The sequence below is a fragment of the Maritimibacter sp. UBA3975 genome (assembly GCF_002384975.1).
GTDB lineage: Bacteria > Pseudomonadota > Alphaproteobacteria > Rhodobacterales > Rhodobacteraceae > Maritimibacter.
Genome location: NZ_DGCP01000009.1, coordinates 589934 through 612501, shown reverse-complemented (window position 1 = coordinate 612501; position 22568 = coordinate 589934). Strand labels below are relative to the sequence as shown.

General features: G+C 62.3%; 35 protein-coding genes. 28 read left to right on the top strand and 7 right to left on the bottom strand.

What is annotated here, in order from left to right; genetic code table 11:
- Nucleotides 1-2 precede the first annotated feature (2 nt).
- The 7 genes from ssb to B2585_RS08120 form a co-directional block, all read right to left on the bottom strand.
- Nucleotides 3-476, bottom strand: coding sequence for a single-stranded DNA-binding protein (gene ssb, locus B2585_RS08150; RefSeq protein ID WP_292022771.1), 474 nt, complete (start codon nt 474-476; stop codon nt 3-5).
- Complete coding sequence (locus tag B2585_RS08145) at nt 476-838, bottom strand: hypothetical protein (RefSeq protein WP_292021821.1); 363 nt, start codon at nt 836-838, stop codon at nt 476-478. Before B2585_RS08145 ends, ssb begins: the two co-directional genes overlap by 1 nt.
- Complete coding sequence (locus tag B2585_RS08140; RefSeq protein WP_292021819.1) at nt 838-1536, bottom strand: hypothetical protein; 699 nt, start codon at nt 1534-1536, stop codon at nt 838-840. Before B2585_RS08140 ends, B2585_RS08145 begins: the two co-directional genes overlap by 1 nt.
- Before the next feature lie 10 nt (nt 1537-1546).
- On the bottom strand, nt 1547-2347 hold the full coding sequence (locus B2585_RS08135) for an ERF family protein (RefSeq protein ID WP_292021817.1): 801 nt from the start codon (nt 2345-2347) through the stop codon (nt 1547-1549).
- Nucleotides 2348-2666: 319 nt separating this feature from the next.
- Nucleotides 2667-3056 carry a hypothetical protein gene (locus B2585_RS08130; RefSeq protein WP_292021815.1) on the bottom strand — a complete coding sequence of 130 codons (390 nt, stop codon included), beginning with the start codon at nt 3054-3056 and terminating at the stop codon, nt 2667-2669.
- A gap of 212 nt (nt 3057-3268) precedes the next feature.
- The gene (locus B2585_RS08125) at nt 3269-3661 is read right to left on the bottom strand and encodes a hypothetical protein (RefSeq protein WP_292021813.1); all 393 of its coding nucleotides are present in this window, start codon (nt 3659-3661) and stop codon (nt 3269-3271) included.
- Nucleotides 3661-4329 carry a LexA family transcriptional regulator gene (locus B2585_RS08120; protein WP_292021811.1) on the bottom strand — a complete coding sequence of 223 codons (669 nt, stop codon included), beginning with the start codon at nt 4327-4329 and terminating at the stop codon, nt 3661-3663. Before B2585_RS08120 ends, B2585_RS08125 begins: the two co-directional genes overlap by 1 nt.
- Nucleotides 4330-4401: 72 nt before the next feature.
- Here B2585_RS08120 and B2585_RS08115 point away from each other — a divergent pair, with 72 nt between their 5' ends.
- The 28 genes from B2585_RS08115 to B2585_RS07980 all read left to right on the top strand — a co-directional run bounded on the left by B2585_RS08115 (nt 4402) and on the right by B2585_RS07980 (nt 22559).
- Complete coding sequence (locus B2585_RS08115; RefSeq protein ID WP_292021809.1) at nt 4402-4617, top strand: hypothetical protein; 216 nt, start codon at nt 4402-4404, stop codon at nt 4615-4617.
- Between the two features lie 49 nt (nt 4618-4666).
- Nucleotides 4667-5125 carry a hypothetical protein gene (locus tag B2585_RS08110; protein WP_292021807.1) on the top strand — a complete coding sequence of 153 codons (459 nt, stop codon included), beginning with the start codon at nt 4667-4669 and terminating at the stop codon, nt 5123-5125.
- Nucleotides 5125-5325: a hypothetical protein gene (locus B2585_RS08105; protein WP_292021805.1), complete on the top strand. Its 201-nt coding sequence runs from the start codon at nt 5125-5127 to the stop codon at nt 5323-5325. The genes B2585_RS08110 and B2585_RS08105 overlap by 1 nt, the downstream gene beginning before the upstream one ends.
- Complete coding sequence (locus tag B2585_RS08100) at nt 5322-6149, top strand: ParB/RepB/Spo0J family partition protein (RefSeq protein WP_292021803.1); 828 nt, start codon at nt 5322-5324, stop codon at nt 6147-6149. Before B2585_RS08105 ends, B2585_RS08100 begins: the two co-directional genes overlap by 4 nt.
- Nucleotides 6139-6495, top strand: a complete 357-nt coding sequence (locus B2585_RS08095; RefSeq protein ID WP_292021800.1) for a winged helix-turn-helix domain-containing protein — start codon at nt 6139-6141, stop codon at nt 6493-6495. The genes B2585_RS08100 and B2585_RS08095 overlap by 11 nt, the downstream gene beginning before the upstream one ends.
- Entirely contained in the window at nt 6492-6686 is a 195-nt protein-coding gene (locus tag B2585_RS08090; RefSeq protein ID WP_292021798.1) for a hypothetical protein, read from the top strand. The genes B2585_RS08095 and B2585_RS08090 overlap by 4 nt, the downstream gene beginning before the upstream one ends.
- A complete protein-coding gene (locus B2585_RS08085) occupies nt 6686-7207 on the top strand; it encodes a class I SAM-dependent methyltransferase (protein WP_292021796.1) in 522 nt (173 codons plus the stop codon). Before B2585_RS08090 ends, B2585_RS08085 begins: the two co-directional genes overlap by 1 nt.
- Entirely contained in the window at nt 7204-7428 is a 225-nt protein-coding gene (locus tag B2585_RS08080) for a hypothetical protein (RefSeq protein WP_292021794.1), read from the top strand. Before B2585_RS08085 ends, B2585_RS08080 begins: the two co-directional genes overlap by 4 nt.
- Nucleotides 7425-7835: a VRR-NUC domain-containing protein gene (locus B2585_RS08075; RefSeq protein WP_292021791.1), complete on the top strand. Its 411-nt coding sequence runs from the start codon at nt 7425-7427 to the stop codon at nt 7833-7835. The genes B2585_RS08080 and B2585_RS08075 overlap by 4 nt, the downstream gene beginning before the upstream one ends.
- A 5-nt stretch (nt 7836-7840) precedes the next feature.
- On the top strand, nt 7841-9223 hold the full coding sequence (locus B2585_RS08070) for a replicative DNA helicase (RefSeq protein WP_292022769.1): 1383 nt from the start codon (nt 7841-7843) through the stop codon (nt 9221-9223).
- Nucleotides 9224-9227: 4 nt separating this feature from the next.
- Nucleotides 9228-10022 carry a helix-turn-helix domain-containing protein gene (locus B2585_RS08065; protein ID WP_292021789.1) on the top strand — a complete coding sequence of 265 codons (795 nt, stop codon included), beginning with the start codon at nt 9228-9230 and terminating at the stop codon, nt 10020-10022.
- Between the two features lie 34 nt (nt 10023-10056).
- On the top strand, nt 10057-11772 hold the full coding sequence (locus B2585_RS08060) for a DNA cytosine methyltransferase (RefSeq protein ID WP_292021788.1): 1716 nt from the start codon (nt 10057-10059) through the stop codon (nt 11770-11772).
- A gap of 52 nt (nt 11773-11824) precedes the next feature.
- Nucleotides 11825-12463, top strand: a complete 639-nt coding sequence (locus tag B2585_RS08055) for a hypothetical protein (protein ID WP_292021786.1) — start codon at nt 11825-11827, stop codon at nt 12461-12463.
- Nucleotides 12464-12637: 174 nt separating this feature from the next.
- On the top strand, nt 12638-13195 hold the full coding sequence (locus B2585_RS08050) for a terminase small subunit (RefSeq protein WP_292021784.1): 558 nt from the start codon (nt 12638-12640) through the stop codon (nt 13193-13195).
- Nucleotides 13167-14423 (top strand): terminase large subunit domain-containing protein, encoded by a 1257-nt coding sequence (locus B2585_RS08045; protein WP_292021782.1) that lies wholly within the window; start codon nt 13167-13169, stop codon nt 14421-14423. Before B2585_RS08050 ends, B2585_RS08045 begins: the two co-directional genes overlap by 29 nt.
- Nucleotides 14420-15814, top strand: coding sequence for a DUF4055 domain-containing protein (locus tag B2585_RS08040; protein ID WP_292021780.1), 1395 nt, complete (start codon nt 14420-14422; stop codon nt 15812-15814). The genes B2585_RS08045 and B2585_RS08040 overlap by 4 nt, the downstream gene beginning before the upstream one ends.
- Complete coding sequence (locus B2585_RS08035) at nt 15798-16850, top strand: minor capsid protein (protein ID WP_292021778.1); 1053 nt, start codon at nt 15798-15800, stop codon at nt 16848-16850. Before B2585_RS08040 ends, B2585_RS08035 begins: the two co-directional genes overlap by 17 nt.
- A 230-nt stretch (nt 16851-17080) precedes the next feature.
- Nucleotides 17081-17800: a hypothetical protein gene (locus B2585_RS08030; protein WP_292021776.1), complete on the top strand. Its 720-nt coding sequence runs from the start codon at nt 17081-17083 to the stop codon at nt 17798-17800.
- An 11-nt stretch (nt 17801-17811) separates the two neighbouring features.
- A complete protein-coding gene (locus tag B2585_RS08025; protein ID WP_292021774.1) occupies nt 17812-18804 on the top strand; it encodes a major capsid protein in 993 nt (330 codons plus the stop codon).
- Nucleotides 18804-19622: a hypothetical protein gene (locus tag B2585_RS08020; protein ID WP_292021772.1), complete on the top strand. Its 819-nt coding sequence runs from the start codon at nt 18804-18806 to the stop codon at nt 19620-19622. Before B2585_RS08025 ends, B2585_RS08020 begins: the two co-directional genes overlap by 1 nt.
- Nucleotides 19606-20193, top strand: coding sequence for a class I SAM-dependent methyltransferase (locus tag B2585_RS08015; RefSeq protein WP_292021770.1), 588 nt, complete (start codon nt 19606-19608; stop codon nt 20191-20193). The genes B2585_RS08020 and B2585_RS08015 overlap by 17 nt, the downstream gene beginning before the upstream one ends.
- Nucleotides 20190-20456 carry a hypothetical protein gene (locus tag B2585_RS08010; protein ID WP_292021768.1) on the top strand — a complete coding sequence of 89 codons (267 nt, stop codon included), beginning with the start codon at nt 20190-20192 and terminating at the stop codon, nt 20454-20456. Before B2585_RS08015 ends, B2585_RS08010 begins: the two co-directional genes overlap by 4 nt.
- A gap of 1 nt (nt 20457) precedes the next feature.
- Complete coding sequence (locus B2585_RS08005; protein WP_292021766.1) at nt 20458-20958, top strand: DnaT-like ssDNA-binding protein; 501 nt, start codon at nt 20458-20460, stop codon at nt 20956-20958.
- Nucleotides 20955-21176: a hypothetical protein gene (locus B2585_RS08000; RefSeq protein ID WP_292021764.1), complete on the top strand. Its 222-nt coding sequence runs from the start codon at nt 20955-20957 to the stop codon at nt 21174-21176. The genes B2585_RS08005 and B2585_RS08000 overlap by 4 nt, the downstream gene beginning before the upstream one ends.
- Nucleotides 21173-21553, top strand: a complete 381-nt coding sequence (locus tag B2585_RS07995; protein ID WP_292021762.1) for a hypothetical protein — start codon at nt 21173-21175, stop codon at nt 21551-21553. Before B2585_RS08000 ends, B2585_RS07995 begins: the two co-directional genes overlap by 4 nt.
- Nucleotides 21554-21961 (top strand): HK97 gp10 family phage protein, encoded by a 408-nt coding sequence (locus tag B2585_RS07990; protein ID WP_292021761.1) that lies wholly within the window; start codon nt 21554-21556, stop codon nt 21959-21961.
- Nucleotides 21958-22356, top strand: coding sequence for a phage tail terminator-like protein (locus B2585_RS07985; RefSeq protein ID WP_292021759.1), 399 nt, complete (start codon nt 21958-21960; stop codon nt 22354-22356). Before B2585_RS07990 ends, B2585_RS07985 begins: the two co-directional genes overlap by 4 nt.
- Nucleotides 22353-22559 (top strand): hypothetical protein, encoded by a 207-nt coding sequence (locus B2585_RS07980; RefSeq protein WP_292021757.1) that lies wholly within the window; start codon nt 22353-22355, stop codon nt 22557-22559. Before B2585_RS07985 ends, B2585_RS07980 begins: the two co-directional genes overlap by 4 nt.
- Nucleotides 22560-22568: the final 9 nt, after the last annotated feature.

The following is a 22568-nucleotide window of genomic DNA, read 5'->3' as shown; positions in this document are numbered from 1 at the left end:
TCCTAGAATGGGATCTCGTCGTCGAAGCCGCCGCTTCCGGCGGGTGGGGCGTCATCGTTCGGGGGCGGCCCGGATGCGCCCGGCAGGTCGCCGTAGGCTTCGCGCTGGCCGTCAGCCTTGCCAGATCCACCCGTGGGCGAGCGAAGCATGATCAGCTTGCTGTCGAAGCCGGTCAGAACGATCTCTGTGCTGTAGCGGTCTTGCCCGGTTTGGTCCTGCCACTTGCGGGTGCGGATCGCTCCCTCGACCAGGATCTTGTCGCCCTTTCGGACATACTGCTCGATCACGTCCACCAGCTTTCCAAACACCGAAACCCGGTGCCATTCCGTGCGCTCTTTCTGCTCTCCGGTGTTGCGGTCCTTCCAGCGGTCGGACGTGGCGAGCGAGAAGTTCGCAACCCGGTCGCCGTTGTCGAATGTGCGGACCTCTGGGTCTTTCCCCAGATTCCCGATCAGCGTTGCGCGGTTCATGTGCATCACGCGGCCCTCCCTTCCAGAATCCCGATCAACCCGCCGTCATGCGACCACGCGCGCAGCCGGTCCTCGCTTCCGAAGCATCCGCCGGGGGCGTAGTTGAACAGGAAGATCGCGTAGTCATGCAGCGCTGCCCGGTTGGCGTCGTCAGCCCGGCGCACGGCGTTGAACAGGTCGCCCTCCAGAACGGCGGAAAGGAAAGAGCCGGGGATGATGCCGAGAAGGATGTAGCGGACCATGCCGGCCTGCATATGCTCCGGCACCTTGCGGCGCAGACCGTCTGCGGATTCCGGGGTGTGGTGTGCCGCGTAGGCGGCGACGGGATCGGCCTCTATGGCTTGGGCGGTTTGGGTGGCGGGGGTCATTAATAGGCCTCTCTCTCGGTCCAGACGCGGACGCCTGCGATGTCGCGCACCTTGTGATTGCGGCGCACGTAGTCTTCGATGAACGCGGTGATCGCATCGCGGTCGTTGCTGGCGATGTCGTGGAGCGCGGCGCGGTGGTCATCGATGGCGTATTTCGTGACCTTGCGCAGACCCTTCACCGTGTCCTTATTCGCGGCGGACGCGGCCTTCTTGGCCTCGATAGCCTCATCCTTGAGGCGGGCGGCTTCGGTCGCGGCGTCCAGGTCGGACACGTCAGCGGCGCGGGCGGCTTCCTCGGCCTCTCGCTCTTTGCGCCGGGCTTCCTCGTAGGCGGCGCGTTTCGCGGCTTCCTTTTCCTCGGCCAGCTTGCGCTTGAACGGGTCCACGATTGCGGCCAACCCTTTCAGGCGGCGATCGATGTCATCCTCGGTCGGCTTCCACCGGGCAATCTCAGCCTTCCATGCGTCATGAAGGGGCGCGGTCGTGGATTTCTTGGCCTTGGCGAGTTCGGACTTGGCCGACCGGATTTCCTTGATGATGGCGTCAACCGCCTTCATCTGGTCCTCGTTTTCGACCGGTGATCCGTCCAGCCAGTTTTCCGCTTCCTCTATGGCGTCGCCGTATGGGGCCAAGGCCTCGTCAATCGGGTCCGGCGGGTTGTTCGCGCCGATCTGTTCGCGGGGGTTTCCGTCGTGCATCGTGGTCTCCTCAGTAGGGAATTTCGTCGCCTTCGATGGTGGGCTTTTTCTGGTCGATGGTGAGTTGCAGCTTGCGCATCACCGCATCGAAATCAGCGGCGGGGAATTGCTCCAGCGACGGCACCTTGGCGCGTTCGCAGATCATGGCCGGGTCAACGTCCGCTTCCTCGCACTTGTCGCGCAGCTTCACGAACTGGTCTGGCGAGACGGTCGCAGGGCCCCGACGATCTTCCGGTCGAGGGCCAGCGCCTTGCGCGTCATCGTCTGCCGCCGCAGAGAGGCCAAGCGCGGCCTTGAGCGTGTAGCGCTGGAAGTAGGTCACGGCGCTGCCGACCGCCTGAAAGTTGTTCTTGTTGCCGGACTGGTCAGGAGCGCCGCGCAGGGACGTTTCCTCGCTATGGCCGTCCGCGTGGGCGATGATGCAGGTCACCTCGACCGCGCCGCCGTCCTGCGATGTGCGGAAGCGGTAGGACAGGCCGTGCTGTGACAGGATGGGGTCGATGACCCGCGCGATCCCGGCCAACGTCTCGTGTTGGTAATGGGTCCGCTTGCCTTCCTTGTTGCTGAAGTCCACCGTGGCGTCCTTCATGATCGGCGGGATTTCAGCGCGGGCTGCGGAAATGGCCTGAGCAAAGGCGACCTTGGCCGATTGCGCGTCCATCCGTTCCTTCATCGCGAGCATCCGCTCCAGCTTGTCGAGGTCGGCGCTCGGATCGGTGACAACCCTCTCGATCATCGCGACCATCTGGTCAGCGGCGCGCATGACTGGCGTTTGCGCCCCCTGCGGCTCCATCTTCGTGACTTCGGTCATCGTGCATCCTCCATGTGGGTGACGTTCCATCCGGGGTGGTCGCGCAGGGCTTTCTCAGCCAGCGCAACGAGGCTCTGAGGCCAGACGCCCGGCGGGGTGGTGGCGATCATGTGAGCGCGTTCCATTTCGCGCAGGAAAAAGCGCCGCGCCCGGTCACTGGGGATGTGAGCCTGTCCGGGCGCGGCTTCCTCAGCACTGCCACGCGCCGGGGAATGGGAAGAAAGGGACCGGCGAGCGGAGCAGAAAGCCCGCCGGTCAGTTGCCGCGCGGCCCAACAGGGAGGAAAAGCCGTTGCGCGGGGTGTTCGTTTGGTCTGCCATCACGCCACCGCCTTCATCCGCGCACGGATGCGCTTCTCGATGGCTTCGGCGTTCTTGCGGCAGGCGCTCATCATGGGGCGGTAGGCGTCTTCGCCAATCTCGCGAAGGTCGGCAGTCAGGCCGCCGGGAACGTAGGCGGCGACGAAATCGAGGATGGCAATCTGCACCTCCAGCGACTTCGCCGTCAGCGCCCGGTCCAGATGGCAGCGGATGGCGCTCTCAAGCGTCTTGTCGCGCCAGCTTCCCGCGCCCCATGACCAGATGCCGCGCGCCGCGTCAGCAGCACCGCAGACCACCGCAAGGCGGCGCATGTCGGAAGCGTGGGAACGGTCGAGCGCCGGGAAGATCGGCTCGTCCTGCTTAAGGATTGTCTGGCTGTCGTAGGGCATGGCTCACTCCGTTTGGCTTGGAGTGAATATGCACTTTGCATCGTCCGCAGTCAATACAAAATGCATAGAAACTGCAAAAACGCATAGAGCACCCAGAATCACCTGCTATCCTAGACGCGAAAAACCCGGCACTGGGCCGGGCGGAGTCTCGCTGCGAAGTGGGTATTCCTTACGGGCTGGACAGGGTCGATGCGTCGAACGCAGACGCGCCCCTATCGCTGTTCGTAGACATGCACGACGTGCGAGCAACCATCGTTGTCATATTCGCCATAGGCCGTCGTTGTAATAGTCGCGCCGAATGCGTTCTCGGCTCGGTAGGTCATGCGGATAGTGTGTGTCCCGGCCTCGTTCACGGGCGTCACGGCGGTTTCGACGTGGTCGAAGCTGCCGGGGTTGTTCAGTTGATCCTTAACGTCGCGCTTGAATGCCGTGTGCGACCCATCCCAAGAGGAAAGGCAATGAAATCCGTCCGACGTGTCAATAGGGCGCTCTGCGGTGGCGTCCTGAGTAGGGGCCTCTTTTTCTGAACCTGACCCCATGACCGCCAGAGTTATGATAACCCCTGCGGTCACCGCGATCCATGTTATCGGTTTAGTCTTCGCCATCAGACCTTTCCGCCTTTCCAGATAACTTTCCCGACCACCTCGACTTCATCCATTGGGTATTCGCGCGGCGGGTAGTTTTCCCGGTTGTCGGAGATCACCATAACTTGCCCCGGCCCAGAATGGCTCAACCGCTTCACATGGAGCACGTCATAAACCCGGATCACGAAAAGGCCCTCATAGCCGAGCGAGGTCTTGGACATGTCCAGCATGACTATGTCGTCGTCCTTCAGCGTGGGCTCCATACTGTCGCCCTTGACCGAAATGATGGTCAGGTTCGATGGTGATGCGCGCGTGACGCGGCGAATGTAGTCGGGCGGGAATGCCAGGGAGTAGGCGACCCCCTCGTAATCGACCACGGCCCCGCCGCCCGCACTGGCCTCAATATCGTAGACTGGAACGAGGTCAGTTTTGGCCGGAGCAGGGTGGCCGTTTTCTACCCGAGCGACGACAGGGGCGTTCTTGTCGCGGTCTCCATAAAGAATCCAAGCCGGGTCCACCTTGAAGAACTTGGCGTATCTCTCTGCGACATTGGCCGGGAAACCGCGCGAACCGTTCTCATGTGAAGAATAGGTTGGCGCAGCGATATTCATCGCGCGCGCAGCATCCGCTGCTGTTTCATATCCGGCGCTCACGCGGGCGCTTCTAAGTCGGTCTGATTTCTCATTCATGATGCATCGCTACCGCCCCGAACTATGCAATGGGCATTGACTTGAGGCGATGCAAAGTGCATATCACGATGCATGGAGAAGATTTTCAGCATCTGGCCGTCGCTGTCTGACCTCGCGAAAGACCTTGGACGCCCGTATCCGACCGTCGCCGCCTGGAAGCAGCGCGGCAGCATTCCGGCGAAATATGACATCCCGATGATCAAGGCGGCGGAGCGGCGCGGGAAGCGCCTCACGCTCGAAACCCTTGCGCGGGCACGGGCACATGGAGCCACCCACGCCGCCGAGTGATTTTCTCCTTTCCATGCATCCACGATGCACATCCAACCGGGAGCAAGCCATGAAGAACGAACCCATCATTCCGCACGATCTTGCGGCACGGGTCATAGAGGACGCCCTGCGCCTTCGCGTGGGCCGGGGCAAGCGCCACAGCTTCGCCGCCCTCTCCGACGCCACCGGGATTCCGACACGGACGCTCGAAAGCTATGTGCAGGGCGCGACGCCGGGGCTTTCCGGTCTTCTCAGCATTTGCTCAGTGCTTGGACCCAGCTTCACCAGCGACGTTCTCGGTGTCTGCGGACAGTCTGCACGGGAAGGGAGCGACGACGCACCGGAACACCTGCGGGTTCTGGCCGCGCTCGGCCACCTCACCAAGCAAATCGCGGAAGCGGTCGAAGACGGTCACGTCGACCACCGGGAAGCCGCCCAGCTTCGGCCCACGGCGCAAGCCCTCATGGAAGTGCTGGAGCCTCTGGCGCGGGGTGAGAACGTGGAACCCATCGACCGGAAGGCGGGATGATGAGCCGGTCACGCGAGCAAGACGAGCGCACCCTGCATATGATCGCCCTCCGCGCGGCTGGAAAGTCCTGCGGTGAAGTCGCCAAGCTGGTCGGTTCTGCCTCTGGCAACGTCTCCCGCGTCACCAACGGCGTGATGGATGCTGACGCGGCCTATGTCGGCCGCGACCTGTCGGCGGAATATTGGGAGCGGCGCGCATGAGCGACCTTCTTCCAATCCTGCCGCTGGCCGGTGACTTCGAGGCCAAGCCTGTATCCGGTCACCCGGGAGCGCTCCAGACGCTTCCCATATCCTCGCTTCGTATCGATGATACCTACCAGCGCGCGATAAGCGCCGGGTCGATCCGCGTCATTAAACGCATCGTCAATGACTTCGACTGGGCGAAATTCCTGCCTGTCATCGTCGTTCAGGATGGCGATGTGTTCTCGGTCGTAGACGGCCAGCACCGAACCACGGCAGCCGCCACCATCGGGATCACCGAGGTTCCCTGCTACGTCCTGCGCTGCACCGCCGAGGAAGCCGCCGCCGCCTTCGCCGCGATCAACGGCAACGTAACTCCCGTGGCTCCGGTGGATCTGTGGTTCGCGATGCTGGCCGCGCGTGATCCGGACGCTGTGAAATTGCAGCGTGTCCTAGACGCGGCAAACGTGAAGGTCACTCGCCGAAAGAGCGCACATGGTGTGGGCGAAACCCGGTCGATCAACGTACTGCGCCGCGCGCTTGACTTCTACGGCGGTGCGCTCCTGACGACTATTCTCCAGTGCATCACGGAAACAGGCGACGGAAACCCCGGCATGCTCGTGGGTGCAGTCATCCACGGGGTTGGCCGGTCGATCCGCACCAAGCCGGAACTGCTGGCGGACCCTTCCAGCCTGTTCGATGTGTTCGATGGAATCGACCTCGGGGAGTTGCTGGAGCGGGCCAAGACAGAGTGCGCCCACACCGGAAATATCGTTCAGGCGGTCATCACGCGCGAGATCAATGCGAAAATCACGAAGGCAAAGGAGCGCGCCGATGCCGCTTGAATGCACTTGCCCGGTCTGCGGATCGGAGGTCGAGCCTCTGCCGATCACCTTACTCCCCGAGCGAGGAATGGTCATTCATGGCGGATCATTCGTCTCCGTGACTGGGTCGGAAATGGCGATCCTGCGCGCCCTTTCCACGCAATTCCCGCGCGTCGTTTCAAAGGAAAGCCTTTTGACGGCGTTAACCAATGGAAAGCTTGACGAGCCCGAAATCAAGATTGTCGACGTGATGGTCTGCAAGGTTCGCAAGAAGGTGGCGCCGCTCGGGATCGAAATAACCACGTCTTGGGGGCAGGGCTATAGCCTCACCGCCCCGGCGCGGATCGTGCGAGAGGAACTGGTATGACCGCCGCCCGCATCCGAACCCGCCTCGACGCCCTCTACCGTCTCCGCACCTGCCTTCAGCGCCGCCGGGACAACTGGCAACCCGGTCAGCACTCCCGCCTGCGCGACCTCGACGCGAAGCTGCGCACAATGACGACAGAGATCATGGGGCTGGAGGTCGAGTTGGCCGAGAAAGAACGGAGGGTCGCGTGATGGGCAAGCGATCCGACTTCGAGCGCATCCCGCGCGATTTCTATCCAACCCCGCGCGAGGCGGTCTTGCCGCTCATACCTCACTTGCCCGAATGGTTCACCTACCTTGAGCCATGCGCGGGTGACGGGGCGCTGATCAATGCGCTGCCAGGGTCCGCAATCTGCCCGTCTGACATAGATCCGCGCGGCGAAGGTATCATGCAGAGAGACGCGCTTGAATTGACCGAGCGGCAACTGTCAGCCTGCGACTTCATCATAACAAATCCACCGTGGGACCGGAAGGTTCTGCACCCGATGATTGAGCATTTCTCGGCAATGCGCCCGACGTGGCTCCTGTTCGATGCCGACTGGATGCACACCAAGCAATCCGCCCCCTACATGCCGTGGCTCCGCAAGGTGGTGTCGGTCGGTCGGGTGAAGTGGATTCCGGGCAGCAAGATGACCGGCAAGGATAACTGCGCGTGGCATTTGTTCGACCAGAACGCCGAGGGTGACACCGTTTTTGTCGGGAGGGCCGCATGACCATCAAAGCCATGCCCGTCTCCGACTTCAACCCCGCCGAACACCAGGGCCGCGCTGTCATCGTTCTGGATGAGGCCGGGAAGGATCTGTTCAACCGGGTTCTCAAGCGATGCACCCCGCTGCGCACCGATGACCCCAAGGGCTTCAACGCCGCGCTTTCCGACGTGTCGGGCTCGCTCATCGCGGCTTCGCACCAGATGGGATGGAGGTGGCCGCAATGAACCGCCCGTGGACCGATCGAGAAGGCCCCATCCACAAAGCCTGCCTCGACTACCTTCGCACCCAATACCCCCGCGCCCTCATTCACCACAGCCCCAACGAGAACAGCATGACCGGAAAGGACGTGGCCCGGCTCATTTCCAAGAACAAGGACATGGGCATGATGCCGGGGTTCCCCGACATCCTCATGCTCCACAACGGCCGGTTCTACGGCTTTGAGGTCAAGGCCGAGGGCAACACCCAGCAGGAGAACCAGAAGGACGCGCAGCGCCTCATAGAGGCCAACGGCGGCGTCTACGCCGTGGTGCGGTCGATTGATGATGTGATGGAGGTCATGCGGGCCGCACCGAGTCCGTGGCGCTCCATAGGCGACATTGCAGCCGGCATGGTCGAGGGGGTGGTGAAGTGAACGACATGACGCCCTCGGACAGCCCCGCCACATACAACGTCGAGGCTGAACAGCAGCTTCTTGGGGCGATCCTGACAAACAACGACACCTTGCCCGTGGTCGATCTCATCATTGGGCCGGAAGACTTCTACGAGCCGACCCACGGCCGCCTATACGCAGCCATGCGCGAGAAGATCGGGCGCACCGAGCTCGTCAGCCCGATCACGATGAAGGCGATAATGGCGGAAGACCCTGGGCTGGCCGAACTGGGCGGGCCGGGATACCTCGCCCGCCTCGCTGGCGCGGCAATCTCCGGCTTTGCGGCAAAGGACTATGCCGAACTCATCCGCGAGACATCGGCCAAGCGCGACGCGCTGGAAGTTCTCAGAAGCGCCACGCGGGCGCTGCAAGGTGGCAAGGAGGCCGTGGGGGACGTTCTCGGTGGCCTTGAGGCCGCGCTGACGGGCATGGCGCCCTCACGCACGGGGGCGCAGCCCATGTCCTTCCTCGCTGCCACCACGGCGGCAATCATGCAGATCAACGACGTATATCAGGGCAACGCCCTGCCGTCTGTCCCGATGCCTTGGGGTCCGCTGGCCGACATCGTGCCATCCGTGCGGCCCGGAGATATGTGCGTCATCGGCGGCAGGCCCAGCATGGGCAAGAGCGCCGTGGCCCTCTCGATCGCAACTCACGCCGCGCGCATGGGGCATCCAGTCGTGTTCGCCTGTTTCGAGATGACGCCGGAAGACATGGCGATGCGCGCGCTCTCGGAAGCCTCCAGCCTCGCCAACAACGCCGTGGCCTATACGTCGATGGTGCGGGACTTGCGCGAGGATCAGTTTCGCACCGTGGTCGATCAGGCCAAGGAAATGCAGGTTCTCCCGATCCAGCTTCTCAGCGTGGACTTTGCCCGTCCCGGCTCGCTGATCTCTGGTGTTCGCAAGGCGCTGCGGACCATGAACATGAAGAACGGAAAGACGCCCTTGATCGTGGTCGACTACCTGCAACTGATGGACGCCGAGGGGCGGTCCAAGGTCGAGAAAATCACGGAAATCTCGCTCCAGGTGAAGCGGCTCGCGGTCAAGGAAAACGCCGGGGTTATCGCCCTGTCGCAGCTCTCCAGAAAATGCGAGGAGCGCGACGACAAGCGCCCCATGCTCTCCGACCTTCGCGAGTCCGGCCAGATCGAGCAGGACGCCGATACGGTCATCTTCTGCTATCGCGACGAATACTACGCCGAGCGCGAAAAGCCGCAGGGCCGCGACGACGCCAAGCTCGAGGAATGGGTGAAGCGGATCGACCGCGCCCACAACCGGATTGAACTGATCGTCGCGAAACAGCGCCGCGGGCCGATCGGCACCGCAGGGCTGAACTGCGCGCTGAAATTCAACAGAATATGGGAATGAGCAGATGAGCAATCAGGTCTCCGTGATCACCTATAGCCGGAAGCTCGGCAGCCCCACGCGAAAGGCGGTGATGGTCTACTTCGCGGAGCGCGCCAGCGACAACGGTGAGGGTATATGGGCCTCAAAATCTACGATGGCTGAAGCAATCGAATGCGGCCGTTCAACCGTGATCAGGATCATAAATGAATTTGTTTCCGAGGGCCTTCTGAAAGTCGTTGGAAGCCGTCCATGCAAGAATGGGTCGACCGTCGAATACGCGATCGATATCGACGCACTAAAGGCTCTCCCGCTTGTTCACGCGACCTCTGAAAAGCGCGAGACCCGTCCCGCAGTGACACCCGTCCCAGAGCGGGACCCGTCCCAGAGCGGGACGCCACCCGTCCCAGAGCGGGACCCGTACCCGTCCCAGAGCGGGACCCAAACCACCATAGGAACCACCAATGAACCGTCAGGAGCGCGCGCGATCCTCTGTGAGGTTCTCAGCGAAGAAACCGCCGACAGCTACATCGACCACCGGAAGGCCAAGAGGGCGAAACTAACAAACCGCGCGGCCGAGCTGATCGTGAAGAAGCTCAAGGGACACCAAGATCCAAACGGCGTAGTCGAGGAAAGCATCGCGAACGGCTGGACCGGTGTGTTCCCGGAAAAATCACGCGCTGGCCCTTCTCAGCAATCCTACGGCTACCGCCCATCGGTCGAGCAGGAATGGCAGGCCGGCGCTCGCATCCCGTCTCAGGAGATCGACGAGATGTTCGGGGAAGTCCTCCCGCCGCCCGGTGACACCGCCCGCCGCCACTGATCCCCCCGGCATCTAGGTAAGCGAAAGTAAGCACATGATCGGCATGACCTTCTGTTCTGGAATTGGCGCCCCCGAGGTCGCCCTACCCTGGGTCGATTGGCGGTTCGCGTCCGAGATCGAGCCATTCCCGCGCGCCGTTTTGCAACACCGGCACGGCTACAAGATGCCCGACGATCACAACCAGGGCGAGCCGCTGCTCTGGGGTGATATGACCGAGGTCGGGCCGGATCTCCTGCGCCGCCACGGCATCCCGCTGCCGGATCTGATCGTCGCCGGCACCCCTTGCCAGGCCTTTTCCGTCGCTGGGCTGCGCAAGGGCACGGAAGACCCGCGCGGCAACCTAACCCTCGCATTCGTGGAGATATGCCATGCAATCGTCGATGCTCGACCTGATGGAAAACTCGCCGTCCTCTGGGAAAACGTGCCCGGCGTCCTCTCGGACAAAGGCAATGCGTTCGGCGCTTTCCTGGGAGGACTTGTCGGCGCACTGGACGCCCTCCCACAACCTACCGGGGGAAGCTGGCCCGGTGAAGGTATGGTTGAGGGGCCAAGGGCACGGGCAGCTTGGGCCGTTCTCGACGCCCAATGGTTCGGAGTGGCGCAGCGGCGCCGTCGCGTGTTCGTTGTCGTCGATTTTGGAAACTGCGTCGATCCCGCGGCGGTATTACTTGAGCCAGACCGCCTGCGTGGGGATACTCCGCCGCGCAGAGAAACGGGGCAAGGCGTTGCCGGAGGCGCTGCGTGTGGCGCTGATCACGGTGGCGCTGACTGGAGCGAAGATCATCGAGGACGTGACGCAGGACCGGGGTGCCAGCGGGGTTCGCAAGGGGGCGTCGGCACTGAAAATTCACGATGCGCTGTAGGACTGACAGATATTGCTGGCACGCTTCGGGAAACCGACGGCGGTAGCGATGTAGATCACGCGATCTGCGGTCATTTAGTGCCAGAAGTATGCGGCACCCTGTCCGATGGGGCGCACAACGGCGGAGTTTTGAACGGTCAGGACGCCAGCGAGGACGGCACTGGGCGCGGAACGCCGGTTGTGGCTCATGAGGTCGCTGGAACGATGAAAGCCTGCAAAGACAGCGGCGGCTGGTCCAACAGTGCAGATCACGCGGCCGCTGTCTACATGGTTCCCGTGGCGTTCGCTCATCAGGCTGGCGGAAAACAGACGACACTGGGGTTTCAGGACGACGGCACTTGCCAGACCATCGGCGCCCATCAGACGCCGGCCATTGCCATCCAAGAGCGCGCGGTGAGCGAAAACCCGGATGTCGGGCCAGACGGCGCTGGGTTTCGTAATGACGACACCGCCTACACGCTGGAGGCGCGGCAGGTTCCGCAGGCAGTGGCGTTCGCTCAGAACCAGCGCGACGAGGTTCGCACGATGGAAGTCGCTGGCGCTCTGAGCGCCGAACCGGGGATGAAGCAACAGACGTATCTCGCCCACCCGTGGGCCGTTCGCCGTCTGACGCCGCGCGAATGCGAGAGATTGCAGGGATTCGAGGACGACTTCACGCTGATCCCCGGATGGGCCGCTCGCGCCAGCATGAAAGACCTTGAGGAAACTGCGCGATGGATATGGAGCGAGGACAATCAGTTGAACGGAATGACGTGGGAGGACGCTCTCGCACTCGCCCGGCATCCTGACGGCCCGCGCTACAAGGCGCTCGGCAACAGCATGGCGGTTCCGGTGATCGCGGATATCGGGGAGCGGATCAGGGCATCAATGCAGGGCATCGCAACATGAACACCATCCGCCATGTTTCACAGCGCACCGGTCACCGCGAAGGCGGCGCGGCATGGGTCGCGCCACACAAGGACTGTATCTCAATCCCGGTCAGCCACTTCGCGCTGTCCGACCAGCACGGCGGGGCGCTTTCCCGGCGTCCCGCCTCCATCAAGAGGGGCAGGGCATGACGACACCAATCAACTATCTCGGGTATGCGAAGACTGGCCACGAGTTCGCTGTATGCGAGGATCTCGAAGAACAGGGCATCAGCGCATGGGCGGGCCGCGTGATCCGTTGGAAGCGCGCAGGCAAGAAACGGCGCCCAGAGCCCCACGAGGAACCCGCGCTTCCGAATTACATCTTCATGGCTCTCGACGATCGGTCCTTTCACGCCGCACTCGGGACCCGGTTTCTTGCCAGCACTTTCGTTCTACTGGGGCCGGGTGACCGCCGCGATTTGTCCAAGTTCCAGAACATCGTCGAGCGGGAATACGAGAAGCAGGACCGCATCAGGCGCAATGCCGAGCTCCCGAAGGCCGAGTTCAGTCCAGGTCAGGAAATCGAAATCATCGGCGGCCCGTTCGCGGAAAAGATCGGCACGTTCCGCAGGATTGTCGAGCGATCGAACCAGCTTTTCCCAAAGCTTGAGGCCGAGATCGAGGGAATCAGGTTGCAACTCGATCCGCTTGATGTGAGGCGCTTCGGCTAAATGTTGCGGGTTTTGCCCAGATATGGCATGTTCGGCTCAGGCTCGCCATATAGGCGGGAGCGTCGCACCTGGACCTCTCCGGTCGGCGCAGCGGGTGACGCTGAAACAGCGCGTCGCCGTCTGCTACTGCATTGGGGCGGGAAGCCCTCTCACCACAACTGACGGGAAGTCACTATGGCGCTTACTGCAAAGCAGGAGCGCTTTGTTGCGGAATACCTCATCGACCTGAACGCCACTCAGGCGGCCATTCGGGCGGGATACAGCGAAAAGTCGGCCTATTCTCAAGGCCAGCGTCTGTTGAAAAATGCTGAAGCGCAGGCAGCAATCCAAGAGGCCAAGGCGAAGCGCCAGAAAAGAACGGAGATCACGCAGGATCGCGTGATTGAGGAGCTCGCCAAGCTGGGCTTCGCTGACATCCGAAAGGCCGTCCAGTGGGGGCGAAATCCGGGCGACACGGAAAGCGATAATGCTGATCCGAACGGCCTTGGGGTCTACCCGGTCAGTCTGGTTCCGTCCGACAAGGTTGATGACGACACGGCGGCGGCCATTACGGAGGTTTCGCTCACCCAAACAGGTGTCAAGATCAAGATGGCGGACAAGCGGGCGGCGCTCGATACGCTACTCAAGCACATGACCGGCATGGACGGCGACGACGACGCTCCGCAGATGACCATCAACATCAACTCCGACGCCCCGGTCAAAGATGTCCGCGTCACACGATCTGAGGGTTAGCGCCCCGCAGGGTATCTTTCTCTCCGACCTCAACACCAAGTTTCGCGGCTATGTTGGTGGCTTCGGGAGTGGAAAGACATTTGTGGGGTGCCTCGACCTCGGCCTGTTCGCCGGGGCAAACCCAAAGACGGTGCAAGGATACTTCGCCCCGACATACCGCGACATCAGGGATACGTTCTGGCCCACGATGGATGAGGCGGGAACGCTGCTCGGTTTCACGGTCAAGATCAAGAAGGCAGACAAGGAAGTCGACCTCTACAGGGGCCGCGCCTATTACGGCACGATCATCTGCCGGTCGATGGACGATCCTGGCAGTATCGTTGGTTTCAAGATCGCCCGCGCGCTGGTTGATGAGATCGACATCTTGCCGAAGGACAAGGCGACGGACGCTTGGCGCAAGATCATCGCCCGTATGCGCCTCGTTCTCCCCGGCGTGGTCAACGGGATCGGGGTGACGACAACGCCGGAGGGCTTCCGGTTTGTCTATGACACGTTCGCCCGTGATCCTCGGCCGGGTTACAGCATGGTGCAGGCCAGCACATACGAGAACGAGAGGTATCTCCCGCCTGACTACATCACCAGCCTGCGCGAGACCTATCCGCAGGAGTTGATCGACGCCTACCTGATGGGCGAATTCGTGAACCTCACGGCCGGAACGGTCTATCGGAACTACGACAGGGCGGCGAACCGGAGCACAGAGGCGATACAGGACCGCGAGCCGCTTCACATCGGGCAAGACTTCAACGTGGGCCAGATGGCAAGCGTTGTGCATGTCGAGCGCGAGAATGGATGGCACGCGGTCGATGAGCTCAAGGGGCTGACTGACACGCCACGGCTAATCGAGGTGCTGGGCGACAGATACCCCGGCCACAAGCTGACGATCTACCCTGACGCATCGGGTGGCTCGCGCAAGACGGTGAACGCCAGCACGTCAGACATAGAGCTTTTGCGAAAGGCCGGTCACGCAATTCGGGCGCCCAAGGCAAACCCGCCCGTCAAGGATCGCATCCTTGCTGTGAATACGGCGTTCTCCAAGCGCCGCTATTGGGTCAATGACGCCAAGTGCAAGACTTACGCCGAGGCGCTGGAACAGCAGGCGTATGACAAGAATGGCGATCCGGACAAGACCGCCGGCCTCGATCACCACCCGGATGCGGGCGGCTACTTCGTCCACCAGAAAATGCCGGTTGTGAAACCGACCATCACCTCTCGGGAGCTTCGCCTTTGACCGATACCGTTGCCAAGCGCGCCCCCGAGGCGGAACAGATGGTCACGCAGGCCGCGAAAGGCCGGGCGCTTCTGGGCGGCACGGACTCCATGCGCGCGGCGGGCGAGACCTACCTGCCGAAATTCGAAAGCGAAAGCGTCGAATCCTACAACGCGCGCCTGAACTCGTCCTGGCTGTTCAATGGGTTCCGCAAGACTGTGCGGGACATGTCGGGCCGGGTGTTCGACAAGCCGGTCGAGATTGCCGAGGGCGCCCCGGCGCAGATCGAGGGTTGGTGTGAGAATGTCGACCTTGAAGGCCGTGACCTGTCGGCATTTGCGCGGGACGTGTTCATTGCCGCCATGTCCGGCTCCGGCGTGTCCTATATCATGGTGGACGCGCCAGCGCGCGGCGAAGACACCACGCGCGATCAGGCGCAACGCGAAGGACTGCGGCCCTACTTCGTCCACCTGAAAAGCGAGGACATTCTCGGTTGGCGTACAAAGCTGGTCGGCAACGCTGTCAAGCTGGCGCAGATCCGCATCATGGAGACGGTGCGCGAACCGGACCCGGAAGATGAATTCGCGGAAAGCGTGGTTCAACAGGTTCGCGTGATCGACGCCCCTGACGATGGGTCGGTGCAAGTCCGGCTGTTTCGGAAGGCGGGCAAGACGAACCGATGGGAACAAGTCGAAGCCTACACCACGGACGCTGAAGAAATCACGGTTGTTCCGGTCTACCTGACCCGCACCGGGTTCATGACGGGAGAACCGCCGCTGGAGGATTTGGCGGACGTGAACGTGGCGCACTGGCAAAGCCAGTCGGATCAGCGCAACATCCTGCATTTCGCGCGCGTGCCGATCCTTCACGGGTCTGGGCGTGACGATGACGAGCCGCTGGTGATTTCCGCTGGCATGGCGACGACATCGCGCGATCCGCAGGCAAAACTCGAATGGGTGGAACACAACGGCCATGCGATCAAGGCAGGACGCGACGACCTCAAAGATCTCGAATTCCAGATGGAAACGCACGGTCTGCAACTTCTGGTGGCCCGCGCGCAATCAGCGACAGGTGAAGCACTGGACGCGGCGAAAGAAACGTCGCAACTAGCCATGATGGCCGATGCGCTCAAGGACGCGCTCGAGCAGGCGTTGATCTGGATGGGCGACTACGGCGGGACGCCCGCCGAGGGCTTGGCGGTCACTGTCAACAAGGACTTCGGCGTTTCGATGCTGACGCCGCAGGAAATGCAGGCGATGCTCATGGCCGTGAACACCGGAAACATGAGCCGCGAGACCTTCCTGCGCGAAATGGCGCGGCGCGGTGCGATCCGGGCTGACATCGACCCCGCCGAGGAGGCGGATCGAATCGAAGCCGAGGGAGGGGGCATGACCGATGGCCTCGGTGAATGAGGAGATTCTTGACGAGCTGACGCGGCACCAAGTCTACCTTCAGCGCCTTTCGGCCAACACGGTTCGCAAGGTCATCGCCGCCCTGAACCGGTCTGATGCCCGGCTTGTTGAGCGCCTTCTGCGTGACGACATCACCGCCATGTCGCGGACACGACAAGAGCAACTTCTGCGCGACCTGCGCCGCATCGTGGAAAGCGCCTACACCGACGCCACTGGCGCCCTGCGCATCGAATTGGACGCCCTGGGGAAATACGAGGCCGAATACCAACTGGATATGTTCCGTCGCGTCTTGCCGGTCCGTTTCGAGACGGTCACGCCAGCGGCAGAGCAAATCCTCGCCGCGGTCAGCGCCCGGCCGTTTCAAGGCAAGCTGCTGCGCGAGGTCTACAGCGAATTGGAGGCCAGCGCGTTCCGCAAAGTGCGCGACAACATCCGGGCCGGGATCATCGAAGGCCGCACCACGGACCAGATTGTGCGCGACTTGCGCGGAACACGGACGCAGGGATATCGCGACGGCATCCTATACCAGAACAGGCGATCGACGGAGGCCGTGGTTCGCACCGCAGTCAACCACACCGCCAATGTGGCGCGTGAATACACATACGAGCGCAATTCGGACCTTGTGAAGGGGGTTCGCTGGAACGCCACCCTCGACAGCCGCACGACGCTTGTTTGCGCGAGCCGGGACGGCAAGGTTTACGATCCGGGCAAGGGGCAACGCCCCCCGGCGCACTTCAACTGCCGATCCTCGACGAGCCCGGTGGTGAAATCGTGGCGGGAGCTTGGTTTAGACGCTGACGAACTGCCCGCATCGACACGGGCCAGCATGAACGGGCAAGTGCCGGCGGATCTGGATTATGACGGATGGCTCCGACGCCAGCCGCGCGCGTTTCAGGACGAGGTTCTGGGCGAGAAAAAAGCCGCCCTATTCCGCAAAGGCGTGAAAGTTGATAGGTTCGTCGACAGGAAGGGCCGGGAATTCACCCTGGACGAACTGAAGCGGCGGGAGCGTGAGGCTTGGGCGGAGACCACCTGAAGCTAGTGGACGACAAGCCCACGAAGCCGCGCAAGACCTACGCGGGCAAGCCGCTTGAGTGCCCGCACTGCCGAAACCGAGACCTTATCGAGACATTCCGGCCCGCCCTGAAGGGTGGCCGGGACGTGAAGGGCAAGCGCACAGGATGGGCTTGCCCTCTTTGCCAGCGAAAAGTCTGGCCTTAACCGCAGGCGGGACGCCTGCTAGACCTTAGCGGGAAGCTACACACCATGAAAATCGAACTGTCCGACCTCTCGGGGCTTCCCGAGGGGCTTCAATCCGTTGTCGAAACCGAAGGCGAAACTTCGACCCTCGACCTCACCAAGCTGATGCCGGCAGAAGACCTTACCGGCCTGAAATCCGCGCTTCAGAAGGAGCGCGAGAACGTCGCGACCTACTCCAAGCTCGGCAAGCCGGACGAAATCCAGCAGCGCATTGCCGATCTCGAGGAAAAGGCCAAGGGCACCGGCAAGGGCGCAGAGGAAGCGCAGGCCAAGCTCGACGCGATGGAACAGAAATACCAGGGCGAAATCAGCGCCCGCGACGAGCGCATCACGAAGATGATGCAGTCCAACGCGCAAGCCAGCCTCAAGGCGGAGCTCGCGAAGGTCGGCTTTATCTCGGAAGCCATCGACGACATCGCCGCGACTGCAATGGCGCGGCTCCAATTCAACGAGGACGGCACTCCGAAGGTGCTGACCTCTGACGGAAAACCGATGATCGGGAATGGCCCCGATCACGGTGCAACCTTGGCCGAACTCGCCAAGGAGCTTGCCGAAGCGAAACCATACGCGGTGCGCGACGGCGGCAAAGGGGGTGGCGGGAAGCCGCCCGGATCTGGTGGCGGGACGCCTCCGACCGGGGCGAAGCGCTCCGAAATGAACCATTCGCAGAAGGCCGCTTACATCCGTGAGAACGGCCAGAGTGAATACAACAAACTCCCTGAATAAGGAATACGACAATGGCGACGAGCCTTCCCTCTGATATGTCGTTCCAGGACCCGTTCATCCAGAGCGGATACTCGGACGTCATCGCACAAGCCGTGGACAAGTTTAACGCTGGCTCCAACGGCACCATCACCCTGAGGACCAACCGCAAGCCGGGCGACTATGACTACGCTGCGTTCTTCGCGAACGCCGGCGGCCTCGTGTCGCGCCAGGACCAGACCTCGACATCCGACGTGGCGGGCACCAAGCTTACGCAGTCGGACATGATCTCGGTCAAGGTCAACCGCAAGATCGGGCCGGTCGAGTGGGCGCGCTCCGCGTTTCTCAAGCCGGGCCTCGATCAGGACGCTATTCGCGTAGCGGCTGGCGAACAGGCCGCGCGGGACGTTCTGGCTGACATGCTGAACAACTCCATCCGCGCTGGCCGTGCCGCGCTCGACAACAACGCGGGCTCGACCTACACGATCGGGTCCGATGGCACCCTGACCACGGCCGGGCTCGTTTCCGGTCTGGCGCTCATGGGCGACCAGTCGCAGCGGGTTTCGGCATGGGTCATGCACTCCAAGCCGTTCTTCGACTTGGTGGGCCACCAGATCGACCCGGCCAACAACGGTGACATCACGGCGAATACCATCGTCGTCTCGGGAATGCCCGGCTCCCTCGGCCGCCCGATCATCGTGACGGACTCGGATTCGCTGATCGTCAATGCCGGCTCCGGCTCGGCGGCCACGACCGACTATTACACCCTCGGCCTCACGCCGGGCGGTCTGATGGTCGAGGATACCGAGGAAGAATACATCCTCCTGGATGAGGTCAGCGGCAAAGAGCAGATCCTCATGCGGATGCAGGGTGAATTCGGCTACAACCTCGGCCTCAAGGGCTTTCAGTGGGATGTGTCGAACGGCGGCAAGAACCCGACCGACTCCGCTGTCGGCACCGGTTCCAACTGGGACAAGGTCTACAACGACGACAAAGACCTCGCGGGCATCGTGATCCAGTCGCGCTAATGCGCATCGGAATCTATGGCCGGGAAAACCGGCCCTGCGTGGGGGCGCTCTATCAGGGCGCCCTCGCGAACGGATACCGCCCAGTCCGGCGCTCACTGAGCGACCACGCGACAGGGCAACTTGAGGATTTTGACGCCATCGTCGTCTATGGCCTTCGCGGCAAGGGCGATGCTCTGGTGAAAGAGTATGAGGTCGCAGGCGTTCCGGCATTGGTGCTGGACTTCGGCTTTCTGAAGCGCGTCAACCGCGAGGCAGACTTCGCGACCGGGCACTGGCAACTGAGCGTGGGCGGGCTGAATAAGGCGCCGCGCTTCGATGTCTCCGCCGACCGTTTTGACGCACTGGGCATCGAGTGCAAATCGCCGGGGAACGGAAGCGTCGTTGCCGTATTTGGTCAGGTGGTCGGGGATATGTCCCACGGATACGACCTGGAAAAGATGAGAGGCTGGGCGCGACGCACGGTTCGGGATCTCGGCGCGCATTGGCGCCCGCACCCGCTCGACCGCCTCACGGCTGACTATGGCCCGCGACTGGACGGCGAACTTGCTGACCTGTGGCCGAAACTGAAGCGGATCGAAACGCTGTGCAGCACGGCAGGGCTTGAGGCGCTGATTGCGGGGGTTCCTGCGGTCGCACACTTGCCGGAACGGGCCGTGTGGGGCGATTTGAGCGGCCCCGCGCACCCTGGACCCGAAAAGGTCAGAGACCTATGCCAGAGGGTCGCCTACGCGCAGTGGACATCAGATGAACTTGCAAGCGGCGAGGGGTTGGCCTTCGTGGTGGAAAACTTGGAGCGGTGGAATGCTGAACGGCGGTGAACGACAGGTTGCCCCGACCATCGCGGGCATTCGCCGGGACCATGTGGCCCGGTATGAATTCGCCGCCACGCAACTGCGGCCGCGCAGCCGGGTTCTCGATTTGGCCTGTGGCGTTGGTTACGGGTCAGCCATTCTTGCGGAAGCGCATCACAACGTGACCGGCATCGACCAGAGCGCCGCGGCAATCAATTACGCCATCCAGCATTATTGGCGGCCCGGCGCGCTGTTCATGACCCAGCGCGCCGAAGATCTCGACATGCAAGGTCGCTATGATGTGGCGGTTTCATTCGAGACGGTCGAACACATCGAATACCCACTGCCGGTTCTTCGAAAACTGCGCACGATGGCTGACAAACTGATCGTTAGCGTTCCGAATGAGGCAGAGTTTCCGCACACAACGAACCGATTTCACTTTCGCCATTACACGAAAGACGACCTTGACACGCTCCTGGCTGATGCGGGCTGGTCGGTTGAGGGCTGGTTCGGGCAAGCCGGGCCGCATTCTGACGTAACCCGCGGCGCTCGGGGCCGCACAATCATCGCAATTGCCAACCACGAGGTGAAGGAATGACACGACCGATCCACTATGAGCCGCACCCGGTTTCACCGGAGCGCAAGGCAGAGCTCCGCGCGAAAGGCGTGCAGATCATCGACGCGATCTACGCCCCGAAGGAAGGCGCTGCGCAGGTTGAGCACATCACCCGCGAGGACATCGACAAGATGCCGCGCAAGGAAGTGGTCGACCACCTTGAGGCGCATGGCGTCGAGGGTGCGACGGGCAAGGTCTCTGACCTGCGCAACTGGCTGAAGCAAATCATGTTCGTGGATCTCTGATATGAGCCTGACGGTCGAAACCGGGGCTGTCGTTCCCAGCGCCGACAGCTATGTCACCCTTGCCGTCTATCAGGCATACGGGGCGGCGCGAGGCTGGACGCTGGGTGATGCTGACGCCGACGATGAGGCCAACCTTGTGCGCGCGTATGACGCCATCAATCGGCTCTGGGTCTACCGCGGCGAACAGGTGAATGAGGATGTCCAGACCGGGGAATTTCCGCGCTACATCATCAAGAACCGCTTTGAGTATGTGGCCCCGGCTGATGAGGTGCCGCAGCGGGTCAAGGACGCGCAGTGCGAACTTGCCTACCTCATCCAAGGCGGTCTCAACCCGTTCGCGACCATCGAGGCGAACACGACCGGTGAAATGGTCAAGGTCGGCCCGATCACGGTGGATGAGACGACCACAGGCACGGGCAAGCCGCGTCTGGTGGCGGTCGAGGGGCTTCTGCGCCCATATCTTCTTGCAGGGGCGGGGCAAGTGGCCCTGACGCGCGGATGAATATTGTTCCGATCGATAAAGACGTTGACGCCGACACCGTAGACCTGATCGAGACTGTCCTCGCGATGGCAAAGCGCGGTGAGCTTCGTGATGTCGTCGTTGTGGGCGCGGTCAACGACGAAGATGGAACCGGGTTTTACAGAGCGGCGTCATTCAGTGACCGGTGGCGCATTCTGGGCGCGCTGGAGTATGCGAAAGAAGGAGTGCACCGCGGATGACCACCCTAGCCGCCAAGGTTACGGCAGCGTTCGACAAGATCGCCGCTGCGCGCCCGCAGGCCATCCAGACGGCGACGATCCGCAAGACGGCGGTTTCCGGCGGCGGCCCCTCGGATACCAGTGGTGGCACGGCGACGCCTACCGACTATTCCGTTCGCGTGGCGGTGTTCTCCATCCCGCTCCCCCGCGTGGGTTACACCTTGATCGACGGCACCAACATTCAAGCAACGGACTATCAGGTGGTGGTTGAGAGCTTCGCGGTAGAACTCGAGCCCGGTGACAAGATCATCGTCACCCAAGGGATGCTTCGGGTTGTGGACCCCGGCGCCATTGCCCCCGGCGGCACCGTTTTGGCCTATGACGCGGTGGCCCGTTGAATGGCTGGATGGAAGGGAACAAGCCCGGCCGCCTGGGCGGACAAGACAGACCGGAAAACGGACATGCTGGTGCAGAAAGTTGCGCTGGAAATGTTCTCCAAGGTCATCATGCGCAGCCCGGTCGACACGGGCCGGTTTCGCGGCAACTGGCAAGTCGGGATCGGGAATGTTCCGGCGGGAACGCTAGACCTGAACGATGGCAGCGGCACGGCAACCGTCAATCGCGCAACGGCCGAGGCGATGGGCGTCAAAGCCGGGGACACGATCTCGCTCGTCAATAATCTGCCCTATGGCCCACGTCTTGAGGATGGGTGGTCAGGTCAGGCCCCGGCGGGGATGGTGGGCCTCACGGTTCAAGAGTTTCAGGCCGTGGTGCGCAAGATCGGATTGGAGCTTGTCCAGATATGAGCATCGAAGGAAGCCTTTACGCCGCGCTGGCCGCCCAGGTCGAGACGATCACCGGTTATACCGTGATCTGGCCGCGCAAAGGCGGGGATCAACCTGCCGGAGATCACCTGCGCATTTCATTCGTGCCGAACGACAACCAGCTTGCGGACCTCGCGTCGCAGGCAATGGAGCGACAGGGCTTCCTCTACGTGACGCTGGTTGAGGATGGCGGGGAATACGAGGTCGTCAGCCGGGAAAAGGCGGGAGACATCGCTGAAACGTATTTCAAGACGGGCGCGCGCCTTACGTTCACGGGCGGCAACCTGAAAATCACAGGCCACACGGTCAGGCCGGGGCGGATGGAGGGGGGCCGTTGGGAAACCCCGATCCGCATTTCTTACTGGAGCATGTCATGACGGACGAACCCAAACAGAGCGAGCCGGTTGTTCTGCCGGAACCGGAGGTTGAAAAGCCCAAGGCGAAGGCGAAACCGGCCAAGCCGCGGCGCGTGACGCTGGTTCACCCCAAGATGCGTGGCGAAGCGCGCCCGCTGGACAAAGACATTGACGCCTGGCTTGCGAAGGGCTGGGCGCGGAAATCGGCGGGGAACGCCGACTAAACCCCAACG